14 protein-coding genes are annotated in these 15,928 nt (G+C 71.5%); 3 read left to right on the plus strand and 11 right to left on the minus strand.

From position 1 onward, the window contains the following. Positions 1–251: 251 nt before the first annotated feature. The 8 genes from ASG87_RS17290 to ASG87_RS17325 form a co-directional block, all read right to left on the minus strand. Complete coding sequence (locus ASG87_RS17290) at positions 252–1,253, minus strand: isoaspartyl peptidase/L-asparaginase (protein ID WP_056009082.1); 1,002 nt, start codon at positions 1,251–1,253, stop codon at positions 252–254. Between the two features lie 99 nt (positions 1,254–1,352). After that, entirely contained in the window at positions 1,353–2,825 is a 1,473-nt protein-coding gene (locus ASG87_RS17295; RefSeq protein ID WP_235499682.1) for a M56 family metallopeptidase, read from the minus strand. Positions 2,826–2,862: 37 nt separating this feature from the next. Then, complete coding sequence (locus ASG87_RS17300) at positions 2,863–3,234, minus strand: BlaI/MecI/CopY family transcriptional regulator (RefSeq protein WP_056008109.1); 372 nt, start codon at positions 3,232–3,234, stop codon at positions 2,863–2,865. Between the two features lie 100 nt (positions 3,235–3,334). Then, positions 3,335–4,522 (minus strand): porin, encoded by a 1,188-nt coding sequence (locus ASG87_RS17305; protein ID WP_056008111.1) that lies wholly within the window; start codon positions 4,520–4,522, stop codon positions 3,335–3,337. Positions 4,523–4,696: 174 nt separating this feature from the next. Then, positions 4,697–5,812, minus strand: coding sequence for a TOBE-like domain-containing protein (locus ASG87_RS17310; RefSeq protein WP_056008114.1), 1,116 nt, complete (start codon positions 5,810–5,812; stop codon positions 4,697–4,699). A 9-nt stretch (positions 5,813–5,821) separates the two neighbouring features. Beyond that, positions 5,822–6,673 carry a sulfate ABC transporter permease subunit CysW gene (gene cysW, locus ASG87_RS17315; protein ID WP_056008117.1) on the minus strand — a complete coding sequence of 284 codons (852 nt, stop codon included), beginning with the start codon at positions 6,671–6,673 and terminating at the stop codon, positions 5,822–5,824. Continuing rightward, positions 6,670–7,494 carry a sulfate ABC transporter permease subunit CysT gene (gene cysT, locus ASG87_RS17320; protein ID WP_056008120.1) on the minus strand — a complete coding sequence of 275 codons (825 nt, stop codon included), beginning with the start codon at positions 7,492–7,494 and terminating at the stop codon, positions 6,670–6,672. Before cysT ends, cysW begins: the two co-directional genes overlap by 4 nt. Before the next feature lie 5 nt (positions 7,495–7,499). Next, the gene (locus ASG87_RS17325; RefSeq protein ID WP_082583055.1) at positions 7,500–8,498 is read right to left on the minus strand and encodes a sulfate ABC transporter substrate-binding protein; all 999 of its coding nucleotides are present in this window, start codon (positions 8,496–8,498) and stop codon (positions 7,500–7,502) included. 202 nt (positions 8,499–8,700) lie between these two features. Between ASG87_RS17325 and ASG87_RS21275 the strand changes: the two genes are divergently transcribed. Further along, entirely contained in the window at positions 8,701–10,062 is a 1,362-nt protein-coding gene (locus ASG87_RS21275) for a 3-oxoacid CoA-transferase (RefSeq protein ID WP_056008126.1), read from the plus strand. A gap of 66 nt (positions 10,063–10,128) precedes the next feature. Here the strand turns inward: ASG87_RS21275 and ASG87_RS17335 are convergent, their stop codons facing one another. From ASG87_RS17335 to ASG87_RS17345, 3 genes are all read right to left on the minus strand, one after another. Beyond that, complete coding sequence (locus tag ASG87_RS17335; RefSeq protein WP_056008129.1) at positions 10,129–11,106, minus strand: HAMP domain-containing sensor histidine kinase; 978 nt, start codon at positions 11,104–11,106, stop codon at positions 10,129–10,131. A gap of 31 nt (positions 11,107–11,137) precedes the next feature. After that, entirely contained in the window at positions 11,138–11,869 is a 732-nt protein-coding gene (locus tag ASG87_RS17340) for a response regulator transcription factor (protein ID WP_056008132.1), read from the minus strand. 150 nt (positions 11,870–12,019) lie between these two features. Further along, a complete protein-coding gene (locus ASG87_RS17345) occupies positions 12,020–12,631 on the minus strand; it encodes an arylesterase (protein WP_235499683.1) in 612 nt (203 codons plus the stop codon). Between the two features lie 22 nt (positions 12,632–12,653). Here ASG87_RS17345 and ASG87_RS17350 point away from each other — a divergent pair, with 22 nt between their 5' ends. Next, positions 12,654–13,346 (plus strand): ATP-binding cassette domain-containing protein, encoded by a 693-nt coding sequence (locus ASG87_RS17350; RefSeq protein WP_056008138.1) that lies wholly within the window; start codon positions 12,654–12,656, stop codon positions 13,344–13,346. Continuing rightward, positions 13,343–15,826: an FtsX-like permease family protein gene (locus ASG87_RS17355; protein ID WP_056008141.1), complete on the plus strand. Its 2,484-nt coding sequence runs from the start codon at positions 13,343–13,345 to the stop codon at positions 15,824–15,826. Before ASG87_RS17350 ends, ASG87_RS17355 begins: the two co-directional genes overlap by 4 nt. The last annotated feature ends 102 nt before the right edge of the window (positions 15,827–15,928 follow it).

The following is a 15,928-nucleotide window of genomic DNA, read 5'->3' on the forward strand; positions in this document are numbered from 1 at the left end:
CCGGCCTTCGCCGGGATGACGCACCTAGGTGACGATCTAGGTCTTTCGAAATCTCGGCTCTACGTCGAGGCCGGCCCTGCCGACCATCCCACAACGCCGTCATTCCAGCGAAAGCTGGAATCCAGCGCCTTCGCACGTCGCAGCCTGAAGNNTCGGCTTTCGCCGGGATGACGGGGCGAGGGAGAGCCCAAACTCACGCAACCCCAGCCCGAACGATCACAGCCAAGCCCCCAAAAAGAACGCACAGCCCCTCAGGGCTGCGCAGTACTCTCGGCAGGCGGCGGTGGCGGCAGCAGTTGCCCGGTGCCGTCGTCCTCGTCGCCGTAGATCGCCACGTGCGGCACGCCGTCGGCACCGATCCAGCCGCGGAACATGCCGTCGGTGTTGAACGGCATCGCCAGGTTGCCCTTGTCGTCCAGCGCGATGGCGCCGCCGTTGCCGCCCATCGCCGGGATTTCCTGGTTGATCACCTCGGCGGCGGCGCGCTGCAGCGGCACGCGCATCTGGGTAACCCGCATGCAGATCTCGTGCGCGGCCACGGTGCGCATGTAGAACTCGCCCCAGCCGGTGCCCGACACCGCGCAGCCGGAATTGGCGTAGGTGCCGGCGCCGATGATCGGCGAATCGCCGATGCGGCCCCAGCGCTTGTCGGTCATGCCGCCGGTGGACGTGCCCGCGGCCAGGTGGCCCTGCGCATCCAGCGCCACCGCGCCGACCGTGCCGAAGTGCTTGGCCGTCTCGACGTCCGCATGGGGCCGGTTCGCGGCGTCTTCCTTGAGCGCCCGCTGCAACTGCTGCCAGCGCTCCTCGGTGCGGAAATAGGAAGGATCGACCAGGGTGATGCCCTGCTCCTTGGCGAACGCCTCGGCGCCGTCGCCGGCAAGCATCACGTGCGGCGAATGCTCCATCACCGCCTGCGCCAGCAGGATCGGGTTCTTCACCCGGCGCACGCCGGCGACCGAGCCGGCACGCAGGGTGTAGCCGTCCATGATCGCCGCATCCAGCTCGTTCTTGCCCTCGTGGGTGAACACCGCGCCCTTGCCGGCATTGAAGTGCGGGTCGTCCTCCAGCACGGTGATCGCCGCGGCCACCGCCTCGGTGGCCGGCTTGCCGTCCTTGAGCCGGGCGTAGCCGTCCTTCAGCGCCAGGGCCAGCGCGGCGCGGATGTCCTTCTCCTTCGCCGCGCTCATCTCGCGCTTGATAACGCCCGCGCCGGCGTGGATCACCAGCACGGGCGTGGCGGCGTGGCTCATGGCGGCGGCTCCGGACACGGCGAAGACAACCAGCAGGCGGCGCAACATCACGACGATCTCTCCCCGGGCAACGGGGCGAGTATACCCAGGCCGCCGCGGTCACTTGGGCATGAAGCGCACCTTCGAGCCTTCGAGCGTCCATTTCACGCCGGCAAGGCTTGCCACCTGCTGCAATGCCGTGCCGGCCGGCATGCCGTTGAAAGACAGCGTGACGGCGGCATCGCCGAGCGCATCGGGATTGACCAGGGTCCAGCCTGCCTTCGCGGCTATCGACTCCGCCGCGGCGCGCGCCGTGCCGTTCGTGACGCGCTCGCTGACCTTGACAGGCGAGGCTCCGGCGATCGTGCGCGCCGGGCAGCCGGCCTGCGGCGTGACGTCGATCGCATACGAGCCTTCGGCGGCCGCGTGCAGGGCCTGCCCGAGCGCGCCGTGCAGCCGTTCGCGCACGAGCCGCGGAGGCGTGCCGGCGCCGGTCACGGCCAGATCGACGCTTACCTGGCCGTCGGCCGCGGGCTTGGCGGTGGCTTCCACCTTTAGGGCATCCACGATCGCCGTCGCAGCCTTGCCCGGCGCCATGCACAGCGCGAGGGCCGCCGCTTCGGAATGCTTGCCGTGGCTGTCGTTCTTCGTCAGCTCGATCTGCATGTCCAACTGGTATTCCGCGCCCGGAACCGGCGGGGCCGCGCGCTTTCCCTGAGGGGCGCTGGCGGCGTAGACCGAACCGCCCACCACGAGGGCGAGGGCAAGGCCGGCGATGGCTCCGGCATGACGACGGCGACGGTCCGGTGCAGGTGCTTTCAGCATGGCGATACGCTCCGTGAGTGGATGGCGGGGAGACCACGTGCATCCCATCGGCAGCGCCAGTGCCGCCGACGGGGTCTTCAACATCGCTGTGGCATAGCTGCGCCGCCGTGCGCCGTGCTGGCGCAGCACGGCGGCGTCGCAGGCCAGTTCCTGGTCGTGGCGCAACGCGGCCAGCGCCCACCACGCCAGCGGATGGAACCAGAACAGCGCGGCGGCGATGCGCGCGCACAGGCACCACCAGCCATCGCCGCGACGCGCATGCATGGTCTCGTGGGCAAGGATCAGGGCGCGTTCGGCCTCGTCGTAGCGGCGGTCGAAATCGGCCGGCAGCACGATGCGCGGCCGCCACGCGCCGACCAGGGCCGGACCGACGTCCATGCCGGCGGCGCGCAACACCGGCAGGCGCGGCGACGCCCCGCGAACCACCGCAGCGCCCCGCAACCGGGCGCGGTAGCGCGATTGCGCGAGCACGGCCTGCAGCAGGCTCAAGGCGATGCCGGCGAGCCACGCCACGACGATGCCTGCACGCCAGTCGATCGCGCTCGCCTGCACGGCTGACGCAGGCAACGCGCTAGCGACCGAGGCGACGGCGATCACCATTGACGGCAACGCAGCGGCCGGCGCATCCGCATGCGGCAACTGACTCGCCAGCATCGCCAGCGCCGGCAGCAACCACAACCGGAACGCGGCCTCGGCCCCGAACAGCCTGCGGCACGGCCTGCGCAATGCGGCCACGACCAGCACCGCCACGCTGAAGGCCAGCAGCAACAGCCAGCCGCGGCCGATCCAGTCGATGCCGGCCCAGTCAGTGCCGTTCATCGTCCAGCTCCCTGAGCAACTGGCGCAGCTCGGCGATGTCCTTCTTCGACAATTTGCGCTGCTCGGAGAAGTGCGCCACCAGGGGCGCCACGCGGCCGCCGAACAGGCGGTCGAGCAGGCCCTTGCTCTCCTGCTGTACGTACTGACCGCGACTGAGCAACGGCGTGTACAGGTAGCGGCGGCCGTCGCGCTCGGCGTGCACGGCCTTCTTGCGCAGCAGCCGGTTGAGCAGGGATTTCACCGTGCCCTCCTGCCACTGTTGCGCCGGGCCGACCTCGGCCAGGATCTCCTCGGCCGTGCGCGGCGCACCGCGCCACAACACCTCCATCACCACCGCTTCGGCTTCGCTGATCGCCATGCTGCCACCGTTTACGTACGTAATTGAAAATTATGTTCACATGCGTAAACGATGGAGTCAAGCCACGACGGCGACGCCGCTCGGGCGACGCCGCCCGGCCTCAGAACTGGACCTGCGCCCTCAGCTCCACCACGTCCGGATCGACCCGCAGCCCGCGTCGCTCGCTATGCGCGCGCACGTAGTTGGCCTGCAGCTTGAGGTAGCGGTTGAGGTACCAGTTGGCGCCGAGGGTCCAGTCGCGCTGGCGCCCGCCGGATACCGGGCCGTCGTCGAGGTCGAGCTCGCTGTAGCGCAGCGCCAGTTCGAGCGCGCCGTAGCGTCCCTTCGGCTTCACGTCGCCGACGTTGCCCCCGGCATACGCGCGCGATTCGCCGGTGGCGACCCAACTGGCGAAGACGTAGCCGCCGGAGGCGTCGAAGTCGGGCCGGCCCTGGGTCCGGGCGACCCTGGCCTCGAGGTATTCGCCCTGCACCGACCACGGGCCGTCGATCCACACGCCTTCCAGGCCGCGCCGCTCGACACGCCTGGCCGGGGCGAGCGTGCCCGAGTCGATCAGGCGGTCGGCCAGTCCTGCCTCTGGCCGCGCGCGCAGGCGCGTGCCGGGCGGCGTGTGGATGCCGCGGCCGTCGGTGCTGCCGGCGGGCCACTCGCGCGATGCCGATACGCCGAGGTGCAGCACGTTGCCGGCCCGGTTCAGCGGCACCCAGGCAAACCGCGCGGCCAGCATGCGGCCGTCGTTGTCGCCGTTGAGGTCGCCGCCGCGGTAGTAGCCCGCGTTGGCGAGCCAATGCCCGCGCTGGATCGCCCAGTCGATGCCGATGCGCCGGCCGGCGTAGATCGCCTGGACCGGCAGCGCGGTTTCCAGGAAGGTGGTGGAACCGGTACCGGTGTTGCCCTCGAAGCCCACCGGCGTCTTGCCGAAGCCCAGGCGCAGGGCCCCGGCGTCGCGGCCGAACCAGGCCTTGCTCTGCATGCGGAGGTAGACGTCCAGCCACGCCCTGGCCTGGAAGTCGTAGGCGGCGACGGCATCGTAGACGCCCGGTTTTTTCAGGTAGGCGCCGAGTTCCTTGCGGCGGTTGGTCCGGGCGTCCTCCAGCCGGCCGCGGTCGTTCGAGAAGCGGTCGAGGTCGTACTGGTACTTGAGCGACAGGCCCAGGTCGGTGCCGTCGCCGAATACGTGGTGGGTCGGCCAGTTGTCTGCGAAGGCGTAGGGCTTGCCTTCGGTGGCGCCGGCAAGCCGGGCGGCAAGGAGGAGCGCGAGGCTCGCGAGCAGGGTCGGCTTTCTCATGTCGGCTTTCTCATGGAGCGGATTGCTCCGCACGGGTGGCTGGGGATGCGCCGCCGACAGATCGGCCTGGCGGCGGAAAGCTGTAGGTCGATGCCGCGGCGGCGACAAAGCGCCGCGGCCCGGCGGCCGTTTCCGGTCGCCGGCGACGTACTCGATCAAGGCCGGATGCGGCCGCTAGCCGTGGCGGCGACAGCTCCACGACCAGCGCCCGCCGGCGACGGTGTCGCCGGTGCGGTCGTCGAGCGGGAAGATCGCCGCGCTGCGCGGCGCCACCCGGAGCACGGCACCGGGCTGCAACCCGCACCGCGCCAGTTCCTCGGCGGCGATGTCCGCCTCCAGCACCTGCGCCAGCGCATCCACGGCAAGCTCCAGGTGCGCGATGCCGCCGGCCGGATAGACGTGCCGCAGACGCGCCGTCCAGCCCGGCGCGGTCTCCGGCACGTCCAGCGCAAGCTGCTCGGGCCGCACGTAGGCGACCGCGCGCGCAGGCACGCCCTGCCAGGGATCGTCGCCGGGCGTCCAGCCGCCGGCATCCAGCCGGCCCTGCACGCGCCGCAGCGGCAGGTGGTTGGCCTTGCCGATGAACTTGCATACGAACGGCGTGGCCGGCTTCTGGTAGATCGCCTCGGGCGTGCCGATCTGCTCGATCCGGCCCTGGTTCATCACCGCGACGCGGTCGGCCAGTTCCAGCGCCTCCTCCTGGTCGTGAGTGACGAACACCGTGGTCAGCCCCAGCTCCTCGTGCAGCTCGCGCAGCCAGCGGCGCAGGCCCACGCGCACCTGCGCGTCCAGCGCGCCGAAGGGCTCGTCCAGCAGCAGCAGGCCGGGCTCCACCGCCAGCGCGCGGGCCAGCGCCACGCGCTGGCGCTGGCCGCCGGAGAGCTGCGCCGGATAGCGCCGGCCGAGGCCCTGCAACTGCACCCGCTCCAGCAACCGCTGCACGCGCGCGTCGATCTCGGCCGGCGACGGCCGCTGGCGCCGCGGCCGCACGCGCAGCCCGAACGCGACGTTCTCCGCCACGTTGAGGTGGCGGAACAGCGCGTAGTGCTGGAACACCAGGCCGACGCCGCGCTCGCGCGCGCCCATCGCGAGGAAATCCTCGCCGTCACGCGACACGCTGCCGCTGTCGGGATGATCCAGCCCGGCCAGGATGCGCAGCAGGGTGGTCTTGCCGGAGCCGGACGGCCCCAGCAAGGCGAGGAACTCGCCGGGCGCGATGCGCAGGCTGACCTCGTGCAGCGCGGCGAAGCCGGTGAAATGACGGCTGAGGCGGGAAAGTTCGAGCGCCATGCCGCCGTCCTAGTGCCCGCCGCGCGCGCGTCCGGCGATCTCGCCGCCGTAGCGCCATTCCAGCAGCGACTTCACCGCCAGGGTGAGCAACGCCAGCAAGGCCAGCAGCGAGGCCACCGCGAACGCACCGGCGAAATCGTATTCGTTGTAGCGCATCTCCACCTCCAGCGGCATCGTGGTGGTCAATCCGCGGATATGCCCGGACACCACCGACACCGCGCCGAATTCACCCATGGCGCGGGCATTGCACAACAGCACGCCGTACAGCAGCGCCCAGCGGATGTTCGGCAGGGTGACCCGCGCGAACATCTGCCAGCCGCTCGCGCCGAGCACGCGCGCGGCCTGTTCCTCCTCGCTGCCCTGCGCCTGCATCAGCGGGATCAGTTCGCGCGCCACGAACGGCAGCGTCACGAACACCGTCGCCAGCACCAGCCCGGGCACCGCGAAGACCAGGCGCACCCCGTGCGCGTCCAGCCACGGCCCGAACCAGCCCTGCGCCCCGAACAGCAACACGTAGACCAGACCGGCGACCACCGGCGACACCGAGAACGGCAGGTCGATGAACGCGCCCAGCAGCGCCTTGCCGCGGAACTCGAAGCGCGCCATCAGCCACGCCGCGGCCACCCCGAACACCAGGTTGAGCGGCACCGCGATCGCCGCCACCAGCAGGGTCAGCCGGATCGCCGCCAGCGTCTCGGGCTGGCGGATGCTGGCCAGGTAGGCAGTCACGCCGGCGCGCAGCGCCTCGACGAAGACGACCGCCAGCGGCAGCAGCAGGAACAGCGCCATGAAACCCACCGCCGCCAGCACCAGCGCGCCGCGCCGCAGCCGCAGCGGAAGGTCCGGCCGGCGCGCGCTCATCGCGCCGGCTCCGCCCAGCGATGGCTCCAGCGCTGCAGCAGGGTGACCGCCAGCAGCAGCGCGAACGAGGCCAGCAGCATCGCCGTACCGAGCGCGGCGGCACCGGCATAGTCGAACTGTTCGAGCTTTTGCACGATCAGCAGCGGCGCGATCTCGGAATAGGACGGCAGGTTGCCGGCGATGAAGATCACCGAGCCGTACTCGCCCACCGCGCGCGCCAGCGCCAGCGCGAAGCCGGTCAGCAGGGTCGGCAGCAGCAGCGGCAGGATCACCCGCACGAACACCTGCCGGCGCCGCGCGCCCAGGCTCTCGGCGGCCTCCTCCACGTCGCGTTCCAGCGATTCGAGCACCGGCTGCAAGGTACGCACCACGAACGGAAAGCCCACGAACACCATCGCCAGCAGCACGCCCAGCGGCGTGTATGCCACCTTGATCCCGAACGTGCCGAGCCAGCCGCCGAGCCAGCCATTGGGCGCATACAGCGTGGTCAGCGCAATGCCGGCCACGGCGGTCGGCAGCGCGAACGGCAGGTCGATCAGCGCATCGAACAGCCGCCGGCCCGGAAAGCGGTAGCGCACCAGCACCCACGCCACCAGCAGCCCGGCCAGGGCGTTGACCGACGCCGCCAGCAGCGCGCCGCCGAAGCTCAGCTTCAGCGCGGCCAGCGTGCGCGGCGCCGCCAGCAACCGCCACAGCTCGGCGGCGCCGAGGCCGGACGCCTTCCAGGCCAGCGCCGCCAGCGGCAGCAGCACGACCAGCCCCAGGTAGGCCAGCGTGTAGCCCAGACCGAGGCCGAAGCCCGGCAGGATCCGGCGGCGCATGCGGCTCAACTGCCCGGGCCGATCTGGTCGAAGATGGCGCCGTCGGCGAAGAACTTCGCCTGCGCCTGGCGCCAGCCGCCGAACACCTCGTCGATGGTGAAGGTGGCCACCTTGGGGAACTGCGCGGCGGACCGCTGCACCGCCTCGGCCGAGCGCGGCCGGTAGAAGCGCTTCGCCACGATCGCCTGCCCCTCGGGCGAGTAGAGGAACTTCAGGTAGGCCTCGGCGACCGCGCGGGTGCCGTGCTTGTCGGCGTTGCGGTCGACCACCGCCACCGGCGGCTCGGCCAGGATGCTCAGCGACGGCGCCACGATCTCGAAGCTGTCCTTGCCCAGCTCCTGCTGCGCCAGCAGCGCCTCGTTCTCCCACGCCAGCAGCACGTCGCCGACGCCGCGCTGCACGAAGGTGTTGGTGGCCCCGCGCGCGCCGGTATCCAGCACCGGCACGTGCCTGAACAGCTCGTGCACGTAGGCGCGCGCCTTGGCCTCGTCGCCGCCGGGCCGCTTCAGCGCATAGCCCCACGCCGCCAGGAAGTTCCAGCGCGCGCCGCCGGAGGTCTTCGGGTTCGGCGTGATCACCTGCACGCCGGGGCGGATCAGGTCGGGCCAGTCGCGGATGCCCTTCGGGTTGCCCTTGCGCACCAGGAACACGATGGTGGAGGTGTACGGCGAGGCGTGCTGCGGCAGCCTTTGCTGCCAGTCCTTCGGCAGGTAGCCGCGGTCGGCGATCGCGTCGATGTCCCAGGCCAGCGCCAGGGTGACCACGTCGGCCGGCAGCCCGTCCGTCACCGATCGCGCCTGCTTGCCGGAGCCGCCGTGCGACATCTCGATGGTCACGTCGTCGCCGTGCTGCGCCTTCCATTGCGCGGCGAAGGCCTTGTTGACGTCGCGGTACAGCTCGCGCGTGGGGTCGTAGGACACGTTGAGCAGGGTGACGTCTTTCGCGGCCGCGGCCGTGGCCGCCAGCGCGGCGGCGAGTGCGAACAGCACCGGGTACTTTTTCATCGTGGCCTCCGCCAGGGGTTTGCCGGGGAGGGCCAGACTAGGCGGTGGCCGGCGCCCTGCGAACTTGCCAAATCGCATAACGATATGAACCCCGGGATGCCCGCCACAGGCATCTCCGGGGCCGCCTGCACGTCCGGTCCGGGGCCGGGGCGGCCGATCCGTCGTATCCTTGTCCGCTGACTCCCCCTGAGGAAGGCATGCGATGGACAAGGTGTACGCAAGCGCGGGCGCGGCCCTGGACGGACTGCTGTTCGACGACATGACGATCGCCGCGGGCGGCTTCGGCCTGTGCGGCATTCCGGAAAACCTGATCGGCGCCCTGCTGGAAGCGGGCACCAAGGGGCTGACCATCGTCGGCAACAATGCCGGCGTGGACGATTTCGGCATGGGCCCGCTGCTCAAGACCCACCAAGTCAAGCGCGTGTACGCCTCCTACGTGGGCGAGAACAAGGAATTCGAGCGCCAGGTGCTGTCCGGCGAGCTGGAGCTGCACCTGACCCCGCAGGGCACCCTGGCCGAGAAGCTGCGCGCCGGCGGCGCCGGCATCCCCGGCTTCTACACCCGCACCGCGTTCGGCACCAAGCTGGCCGAGGGCAAGGAAACCAAGGTGTTCGACGGCAAGGAATACGTGCTGGAGGAGGCGATCACCGCCGACCTCTCCATCGTGAAGGCGTGGAAGGGCGACCGCCTCGGCAACCTTGTGTTCCGCGAGACCGCGCGCAACTTCAACCCGATGATCGCCACCTGCGGCAAGACGTGCGTGGCCGAGGTGGAGGAACTGGTCGAGGTGGGCGCGCTGGACCCGGACAACATCCACGTGCCGGGCATCTACGTCGACCGCATCATCCAGGGCACGAAGTACGAGAAGCGCATCGAGTTCCGCACCGTCGCCGGCGCCAACACCGGCAAGGAAAGCCCGATCCGCACCGCGATGGCGAAGCGCGCGGCGAAGGAACTGCGCGACGGCTTCTACGTCAACCTGGGCATCGGCATTCCCACCCTGGTCGCCAACTTCATTCCCGACGGCATGGACGTGATCCTGCAGTCGGAGAACGGTCTGCTCGGCATCGGCCCGTTCCCGACCGAGGACCGGATCGACCCGGACCTCATCAACGCCGGCAAGCAGACCATCACCACCCTGCCCGGCTCCAGCTTCTTCTCCAGCGCCGAGTCGTTCGCGATGATCCGCGGCGGCCACATCGATCTGTCGATCCTGGGCGGCCTGGAGGTCTCCGCGCACGGCGACCTCGCCAACTGGATGGTGCCCGGCAAGATGGTCAAGGGCCCCGGCGGCGCGATGGACCTGGTCAGCGGCGTCAAGCGCGTGGTGGTGCTGATGGAGCACTGCGCGAAGGACGGCTCGCCCAAGATCAAGGACCAGTGCGACCTGCCGCTCACCGGCAAGCAGGTGGTGGATCTCATCATCACCGACCTGTGCGTGTTCGAGGTGGAGAAGGGCAAGGGCCTCACCCTGATCGAACTGCACGAGGGCGTGGCGCTGGACGACGTGAAGGCGAAGACCGGCTGCGCGTTCGCGGTCGCCCCGGCATTGCAGGCCGGCTGATCCACCGAGGCGCCCGACGCACCCGCGACTCCGCCCCGGGCCGGCGCAGTCGCGGGTTCCCGCCGCCTACGCCGGCAGCGGCTCCGGGAAGCGGACCTTCGCGACGCGCTCGCCGCCCTCCCCGGCCGGCAGCTCCAGCGGCCATGCGAAGCGCTCGCTGATGCGCTGCGCAATCGCCAGCTCGAAGCCGGGGTGCTGCTCGGCCAGCGCGGTGCTTGCTGCGGCCTGGTTCGCCACGGTCACCATGCCGGGCAGCACGGTGATTACCACGCGCCCTCCCTCGGCCTGCTGGCAGGCGTTGCGGATGAGCTGCCAGCACAGCACCGCGAACACCCGCGGCGGCGCATGCAGGGCGAACCGCGCCGACTCGTCCAGCCACAGCTCCACCGGCCGCCCGTCCAGCACCTGGCGCACCTCGTCGATGAGGCTGTGCAGCAGGTCGTTGACCACGAAATGCTCTTCCGTGCCGGTCCGCTCGCTCTCCCTCGCCAGGATCAGCAGCGCCTCCACCACGGCCTCCATCTCGCGCGCGGCGCGCTTGATCCGCTGCACCGAGCGGTTGCCGAAATCGCTCAGCGCGGTCTCGTCGCCCAGCATGTCGGTGGACATCTTGATCACCGTGAGCGGGCTGCGCAGTTCGTGGCTGGCGTCGCGGGTGAAGTTGCGCTCGCGCAGGTTGTAGTCGGCGATCCGCGTGGCGAAGCCGTGCAGCCCGCGCGCCAGCGCGGCGACGTCGGCGTCGGTGCGCCGCGACAGCCGCTCCGGCTGCAGCGAGTCCAGGTCCGGACGCTGCTCGTTCCAGCGCTTGAGCACCCCCGCCAGCGTGCTCACCGGGCGCCATTCGCGCCGCGCGGCGAGCCAGGCCAGCACGCTGATGATCGCGATCAGCGCCAGCACGGCACCGAGCGGCGCCACGTCGTAGATGCCCATCAGCACGGCGATCGCCACCGCCAGCAACTGCAGGCCGAAGATCAGCGCGAGCCGGCGCTGGAAGGCGCCGGCCCGGAACGTGGTCGTTGATGGCGACTTGGCCCTGGTATCCATGATGCCTCGGGTTGACCGGCAACCTGCCCCTTCAGGCCGGCTGGGTAGCAGTCGCCACCTCCGCATCGAGGTCGGCAAGCCGGTAGCCGGCCGAATGGATGGTATGCAGCAGGGCGCGTTCGAACGGCTTGTCGATCACCCGGCGCAGGTTGTACAGGTGCGAGCGCAAGGTGTCGGAATCGGGCAGCGTGTCGCCCCAGATCTCCCGCTCGATGTCGCGCCGGCTGACCACGCGCGGCGATTCGCGCATCAGGATCGCCAGCAGCTTCAGCCCTATCGGCGACACGGTCAGCTCCTGGCCGCCGCGGGTCAGCCGCAGCGTGGCGGTGTCCAGCGTCATGTCGCCCACGGTAAGCACCTCGGACGAAACCTGGCGGCGGTCGCGGCGGATCAGCGCGCGCAGGCGGGCCTCCAGCTCGCGCACCTCGAACGGCTTGACCAGGTAGTCGTCGGCGCCGGCCTCCAGCCCCACCAGCTTGTCGTCGAGCGTGTCGCGGGCGGTCAGCATCAGCACCGGGGTGGACTTCTTCGCGTCCTTGCGCAGCTTGCGGCACACGTCCAGGCCGTCCATGCCCGGCAGCATCAGGTCCAGCACCACCACGTCGTAGCTGTTGGACACCGCCAGGTGCAGGCCGCTGACGCCGTCGGCGGCGTAGTCCACCGAATAGCCGCGGCGCTCGAGGAACTCGCCCACCATCTCGGCGATCTGGCGGTTGTCCTCCACCAGCAGGATCAGGCCGGCCTGTTCGTCGCGAAGGCTCATGGTGACGCTCCCGAAAGTGATTTCACATACGTGAAAAGGTAACGGCCGCACGGGTGACCGGTTCGTGAAATCGGCCACCCCGGTTCAGACGAGGTTGGGATGCGCCCGGAACGCCCGGGGCGGCAACGCCTGCGGGTGCCCGGCCCGGCCTCAGCGCAGCAGGGGATGCAACGCGGCCCACACCGTGTCGAGCACCGCCGGCTCGCCGGCCGCGTTCGGATGCAGTCCGTCGTCCTGCATCCGCGACGGGTCCAGCGCGACGCCCTGGAGCAGGAACGGCACCAGCGCCGTGCGCTTTTCGCGCGCCAGCTCGGCATAGACCGCACGCAGGCCGTCGCGGTACTGCGGGCCGTAGTTCACCGGCAGCTCGATGCCCAGCAGCAGCACCCTGGCCCCGGCCTTCTGCGCCGCATCGACCATCGCGCCGAGGTTGTCCCGCAGCGCCGGCAGTGGCAGGCCGCGCAGGCCGTCGTTCGCACCCAGTTCCAGCACCACGACGGCGGGCCGGTATTTCGCCAGCAGCCCCGGCAGCCGGTTGCGCCCGCTCAGCGAGGTTTCGCCGCTGATGCTGGCATTGATCGCGCGCCAGCCCGGCTCCATCTCGGCAAGACGTACTTCCAGCAGATGCACCCAACCCTGCCCGGCCGCAATGTTGTGCGCGGCGGACAGCGAATCGCCCAGCACCAGCACCGTCTTCGGCGTGGCCGCATGGGCCGGGCCGGAGCCGCACGGCAGGACCAGCGGCAAGAACAATGCAGCCATGACCAACGCAAGGAAACGACGCATGAGCGATCCATCCCGTCCTCTTCTCGAAGCCCGCGATGTTAGCAAGTCGGTGCGAGGCCCCGAGGGCCGGCTGGACATCCTCGACGGCGTCGGCCTGGCGGTCGGGGCCGGCGAAAGCTTCGCCATCGTCGGTGCCTCCGGTTCGGGCAAGACCACCCTGCTCGGCCTGCTGGCCGGCCTGGACACGCCCAGCGCCGGCAGCATCCGGCTCGACGGCCACGCGCTGGAGCAAATGGACGAGGAAGCGCGCGCCGACGTGCGCCGGCGGCTGGTCGGCTTCGTGTTCCAGTCGTTCCACCTGCTGCCGGCCCTGACCGCCGAGGAGAACGTGATGCTGCCGCTGGAGCTGGAAGGCCGCAGCGACGCCCGCGCAAGGGCGCGCGCGGCGCTGGAGGCGGTCGGGCTGAGCGCGCGGCGGCGGCACTACCCGGCGCAACTGTCTGGCGGCGAGCAGCAGCGGGTGGCGATCGCCCGCGCCTTCGTGCATGGGCCGCGCCTGCTGTTCGCCGACGAGCCCACCGGCAACCTCGACCAGCGCACCGGCCACCACGTCGCCGACCTGCTGTTCGGGCTGAACCACGACCACCGCACCACCCTGGTGCTGGTCACCCACGATCCGCACCTGGCGGCGCGCTGCACGCGGCGGGTCGAGCTGGAACAGGGCCGCGTACTGACGGGCGCCGCGGCATGAGGCTGTTCCTGCTGGCCCTGCGCAGCCTGCGCCGCGAGTGGCGCCTGCCGGAACTGCGCACCCTGGCCGCCTCGCTGGTGCTGGCGGTGGTCGCGCTCGGCGTGGTGGCTACCCTGGCGACGCGGATCGAGCGCGGCATGCTGGCCGGCGCCGCCGAGCTGATCGGCGGCGACCTGGGCGTGTCCTCGCCACAGGCGCTGCCGGCGGCGTTCGCCGCGCAGGCGGCGCGGCACCGGCTGGCGCTCAGCCGCGGCGCGAGCTTCCCCAGCGTCGCCTTCAGCCACGGCCAGAGCCAGTTGCTCGACGTGCAGGCCAGCGACGCGGCCTACCCGCTGCGCGGCACGCTGGAACTGCGCGGCGCGAACGGCAACGCCTACAACGGCCATGCGCCGGCCAGCGGCAGCGTCTACCTCGACCATCGCGCGCTGGTCGCGCTGGGCCTGAAGGTGGGCGACCGCGTGCAACTGGGCGGGCGCGACCTGGCCGTCGCCGCCGAACTGCTGCGCCAGCCCGACGGCGGCGAGCTGTTCGCGCTGGCGCCGCGCGCGATCATGGCCCTGGCCGACGCCGAGCAGGCCGGCCTGCTCGGCGTCGGCAGCCGCGCGCGGCACCGTCTGCTGGCCGCGGGCGCGCCGGACGCGGTGCGCGGCTGGCGCACCTGGCTGGAATCGGCGGCGCTGCCGCAGGGCGCGCAGTTGATTACCCCGGAACAGACCCAGGAACGCATGCGCAGCGCGTTCGACCGCGCCAGCGCGTTCCTGCGCCTCACCGCCCTGCTGTCCGCCCTGCTCGCCGGCGTGGCGATCGCACTCGCCGCGCAGCGCTATGCCCGGCGCAAGGCGAACGAGGTGGCCTTGCTGCGCGCCCTGGGCACCCCGCGCCGGCGCGTGCTCGGCCTGCTGCTGGGCACGCTCGGCGCGCTCGCGCTGCCGGCCGCCGCGCTCGGCCTGCTGCTCGCGCTGGCATTGGCGCAGGGCGCCTGGCTGTTCGCCAGCGGGCTGTTCGCCGGCACGCCGACCACGCTGCCGCTGGGGCCCGCCTTCGCGGCCGCGGCGATGGGCATCGCGGTGCTCGCCGGCTTCGCGCTGCCGCCGCTGGCGCGGCTGGCCGAGGTGCCGCCGGTGGCGGTGTTCCGCGAAAGCATGACGCGGCGGGTGCGCCGCTTCGATGCGCTGTACCTGGTCCCGGCACTGGTCGCGCTGGCCCTGATCGCCAGCCAGAGCGGCTCGGCCAGGCTGGCCGGCATCCTCGCGGCCAGCCTGGCCGGCGTCGCCGCAGTGGCCGCCCTGCTCGCCGCCGCGCTGCTGTGGCTGGCCCGGCGGATCGCGCCCGGGGCGCATCCGGCGCTGCGGCTGGGCCTCGCCGCGCTGGCGCGGCGGCGCGGCACCAGCCTGGTCCAGGCCACCGCGCTGAGCCTGGGCCTGGTGGCGCTGCTGTTGCTGGCGGTCGTCGCGCCGGCCCTGCTCGAAGGCTGGCGCCGCGAACTGCCGGCCGACACGCCGAACTGGTTCGTGCTCAACCTGCAGGACGACCAGCGCGCCGGCTTCGAGCAGACGCTGGCGCGGATCGGCGGCGGCCAGCTCAACATGCTGCCGCTGGCGGTGGGCAAGCTCACCGCGATCAACGGCACACCGATCGACCGGCTCCATTTCGCCGACGAGCGCGCCAAGGACTGGGCCGACCGGCAACTGCGCCTGTCGTGGGCCGATGCGCTGCCGCCGGCCAACCAGGTGGTCGCCGGCCGCTGGGCCGGGCCGCGGCCGGCGCAGGCGGAGGTATCGATCGACACCATGTGGCGCGACATGTTCGCGCTGAAGGTCGGCGACACGATGCGCTTCGACGTCGGCGAAGGCACCCTCGAGGCGAAGGTCGGCAGCATCCGCAAGGTCGACTGGAACTCGTTCCGGGTCAATTTCTTCCTGCTGCTCGATCCGGCCCACGCCGGCGAGCTGCCGCACACCTGGATCGCCAGCTTCTACCTGCCGCGCGGCCACGCCGCGGCGCTGGCGCAGTTGTCGCGCGACTTCGGCAACCTCAGCCTGATCGACGTCGATTCGCTGCTCGACCGCGTACGCGAGATCGTCGACCGGGTCAGCCTGGCGGTGCGCTGGGTGCTCGGCTTCAGCCTGATCGCCGGCGCGCTGGTGCTGGCCGCGTCGCTGGCCGCCAGCGCCGCCGAACGCCGTCACGAGGCCGCCCTGCTGCGCACCCTCGGCGCGCGGCGCAACCAGTTGCGCGCGGCGGCGGCCTGCGAGTTCGCCCTGCTCGGCCTGATCGCCGGCCTCACCGCCGCGCTCGGCGCTGCCGGCACCGGCTGGTGGATGGGCCGCGCGGTGTTCCGCATCGACGGCTTCGTGCCGCCGCTGTGGCCGCTGGCGTTGGCCGCGTTCGGCGCCGCCCTCGTGGTGATGCTGCTGGGGCTGGCCGGCACGCGCAAGGTGACGCGCACTTCGCCGATGCGCCTGCTGCGGGAGGGCTGAGCCAGGCTATTCCGGGCCGCCTCCTGGGGATCCCCCCGACGCGGCCACCCGCTGCTGGCCGCGCCCCTGATGCCGTGCGTGCCGTTGCGGGCGACCCGCCTC

Origin of the sequence: Frateuria sp. Soil773 (genome assembly GCF_001428405.1) — a bacterium.
Lineage (GTDB): Bacteria > Pseudomonadota > Gammaproteobacteria > Xanthomonadales > Rhodanobacteraceae > LMSL01.

Bases quoted from the DNA above. Each gene is read 5' to 3' on its own strand.
- ASG87_RS17290 (WP_056009082.1), bottom strand. From the start codon at position 1,253: ATGAGCCACGCCGCCACGCCCGTGCTGGTGATCCACGCCGGCGCGGGC.
- ASG87_RS17300 (WP_056008109.1), bottom strand. From the start codon at position 3,234: ATGGCGATCAGCGAAGCCGAAGCGGTGGTGATGGAGGTGTTGTGGCGC.
- ASG87_RS17305 (WP_056008111.1), bottom strand. From the start codon at position 4,522: ATGAGAAAGCCGACCCTGCTCGCGAGCCTCGCGCTCCTCCTTGCCGCC.
- ASG87_RS17310 (WP_056008114.1), bottom strand. From the start codon at position 5,812: ATGGCGCTCGAACTTTCCCGCCTCAGCCGTCATTTCACCGGCTTCGCC.
- cysW (WP_056008117.1), bottom strand. From the start codon at position 6,673: ATGAGCGCGCGCCGGCCGGACCTTCCGCTGCGGCTGCGGCGCGGCGCG.
- cysT (WP_056008120.1), bottom strand. From the start codon at position 7,494: ATGCGCCGCCGGATCCTGCCGGGCTTCGGCCTCGGTCTGGGCTACACG.
- ASG87_RS17325 (WP_082583055.1), bottom strand. From the start codon at position 8,498: ATGAAAAAGTACCCGGTGCTGTTCGCACTCGCCGCCGCGCTGGCGGCC.
- ASG87_RS21275 (WP_056008126.1), top strand. From the start codon at position 8,701: ATGGACAAGGTGTACGCAAGCGCGGGCGCGGCCCTGGACGGACTGCTG.
- ASG87_RS17335 (WP_056008129.1), bottom strand. From the start codon at position 11,106: ATGGATACCAGGGCCAAGTCGCCATCAACGACCACGTTCCGGGCCGGC.
- ASG87_RS17340 (WP_056008132.1), bottom strand. From the start codon at position 11,869: ATGAGCCTTCGCGACGAACAGGCCGGCCTGATCCTGCTGGTGGAGGAC.
- ASG87_RS17345 (WP_235499683.1), bottom strand. From the start codon at position 12,631: ATGGCTGCATTGTTCTTGCCGCTGGTCCTGCCGTGCGGCTCCGGCCCG.
- ASG87_RS17350 (WP_056008138.1), top strand. From the start codon at position 12,654: ATGAGCGATCCATCCCGTCCTCTTCTCGAAGCCCGCGATGTTAGCAAG.
- ASG87_RS17355 (WP_056008141.1), top strand. From the start codon at position 13,343: ATGAGGCTGTTCCTGCTGGCCCTGCGCAGCCTGCGCCGCGAGTGGCGC.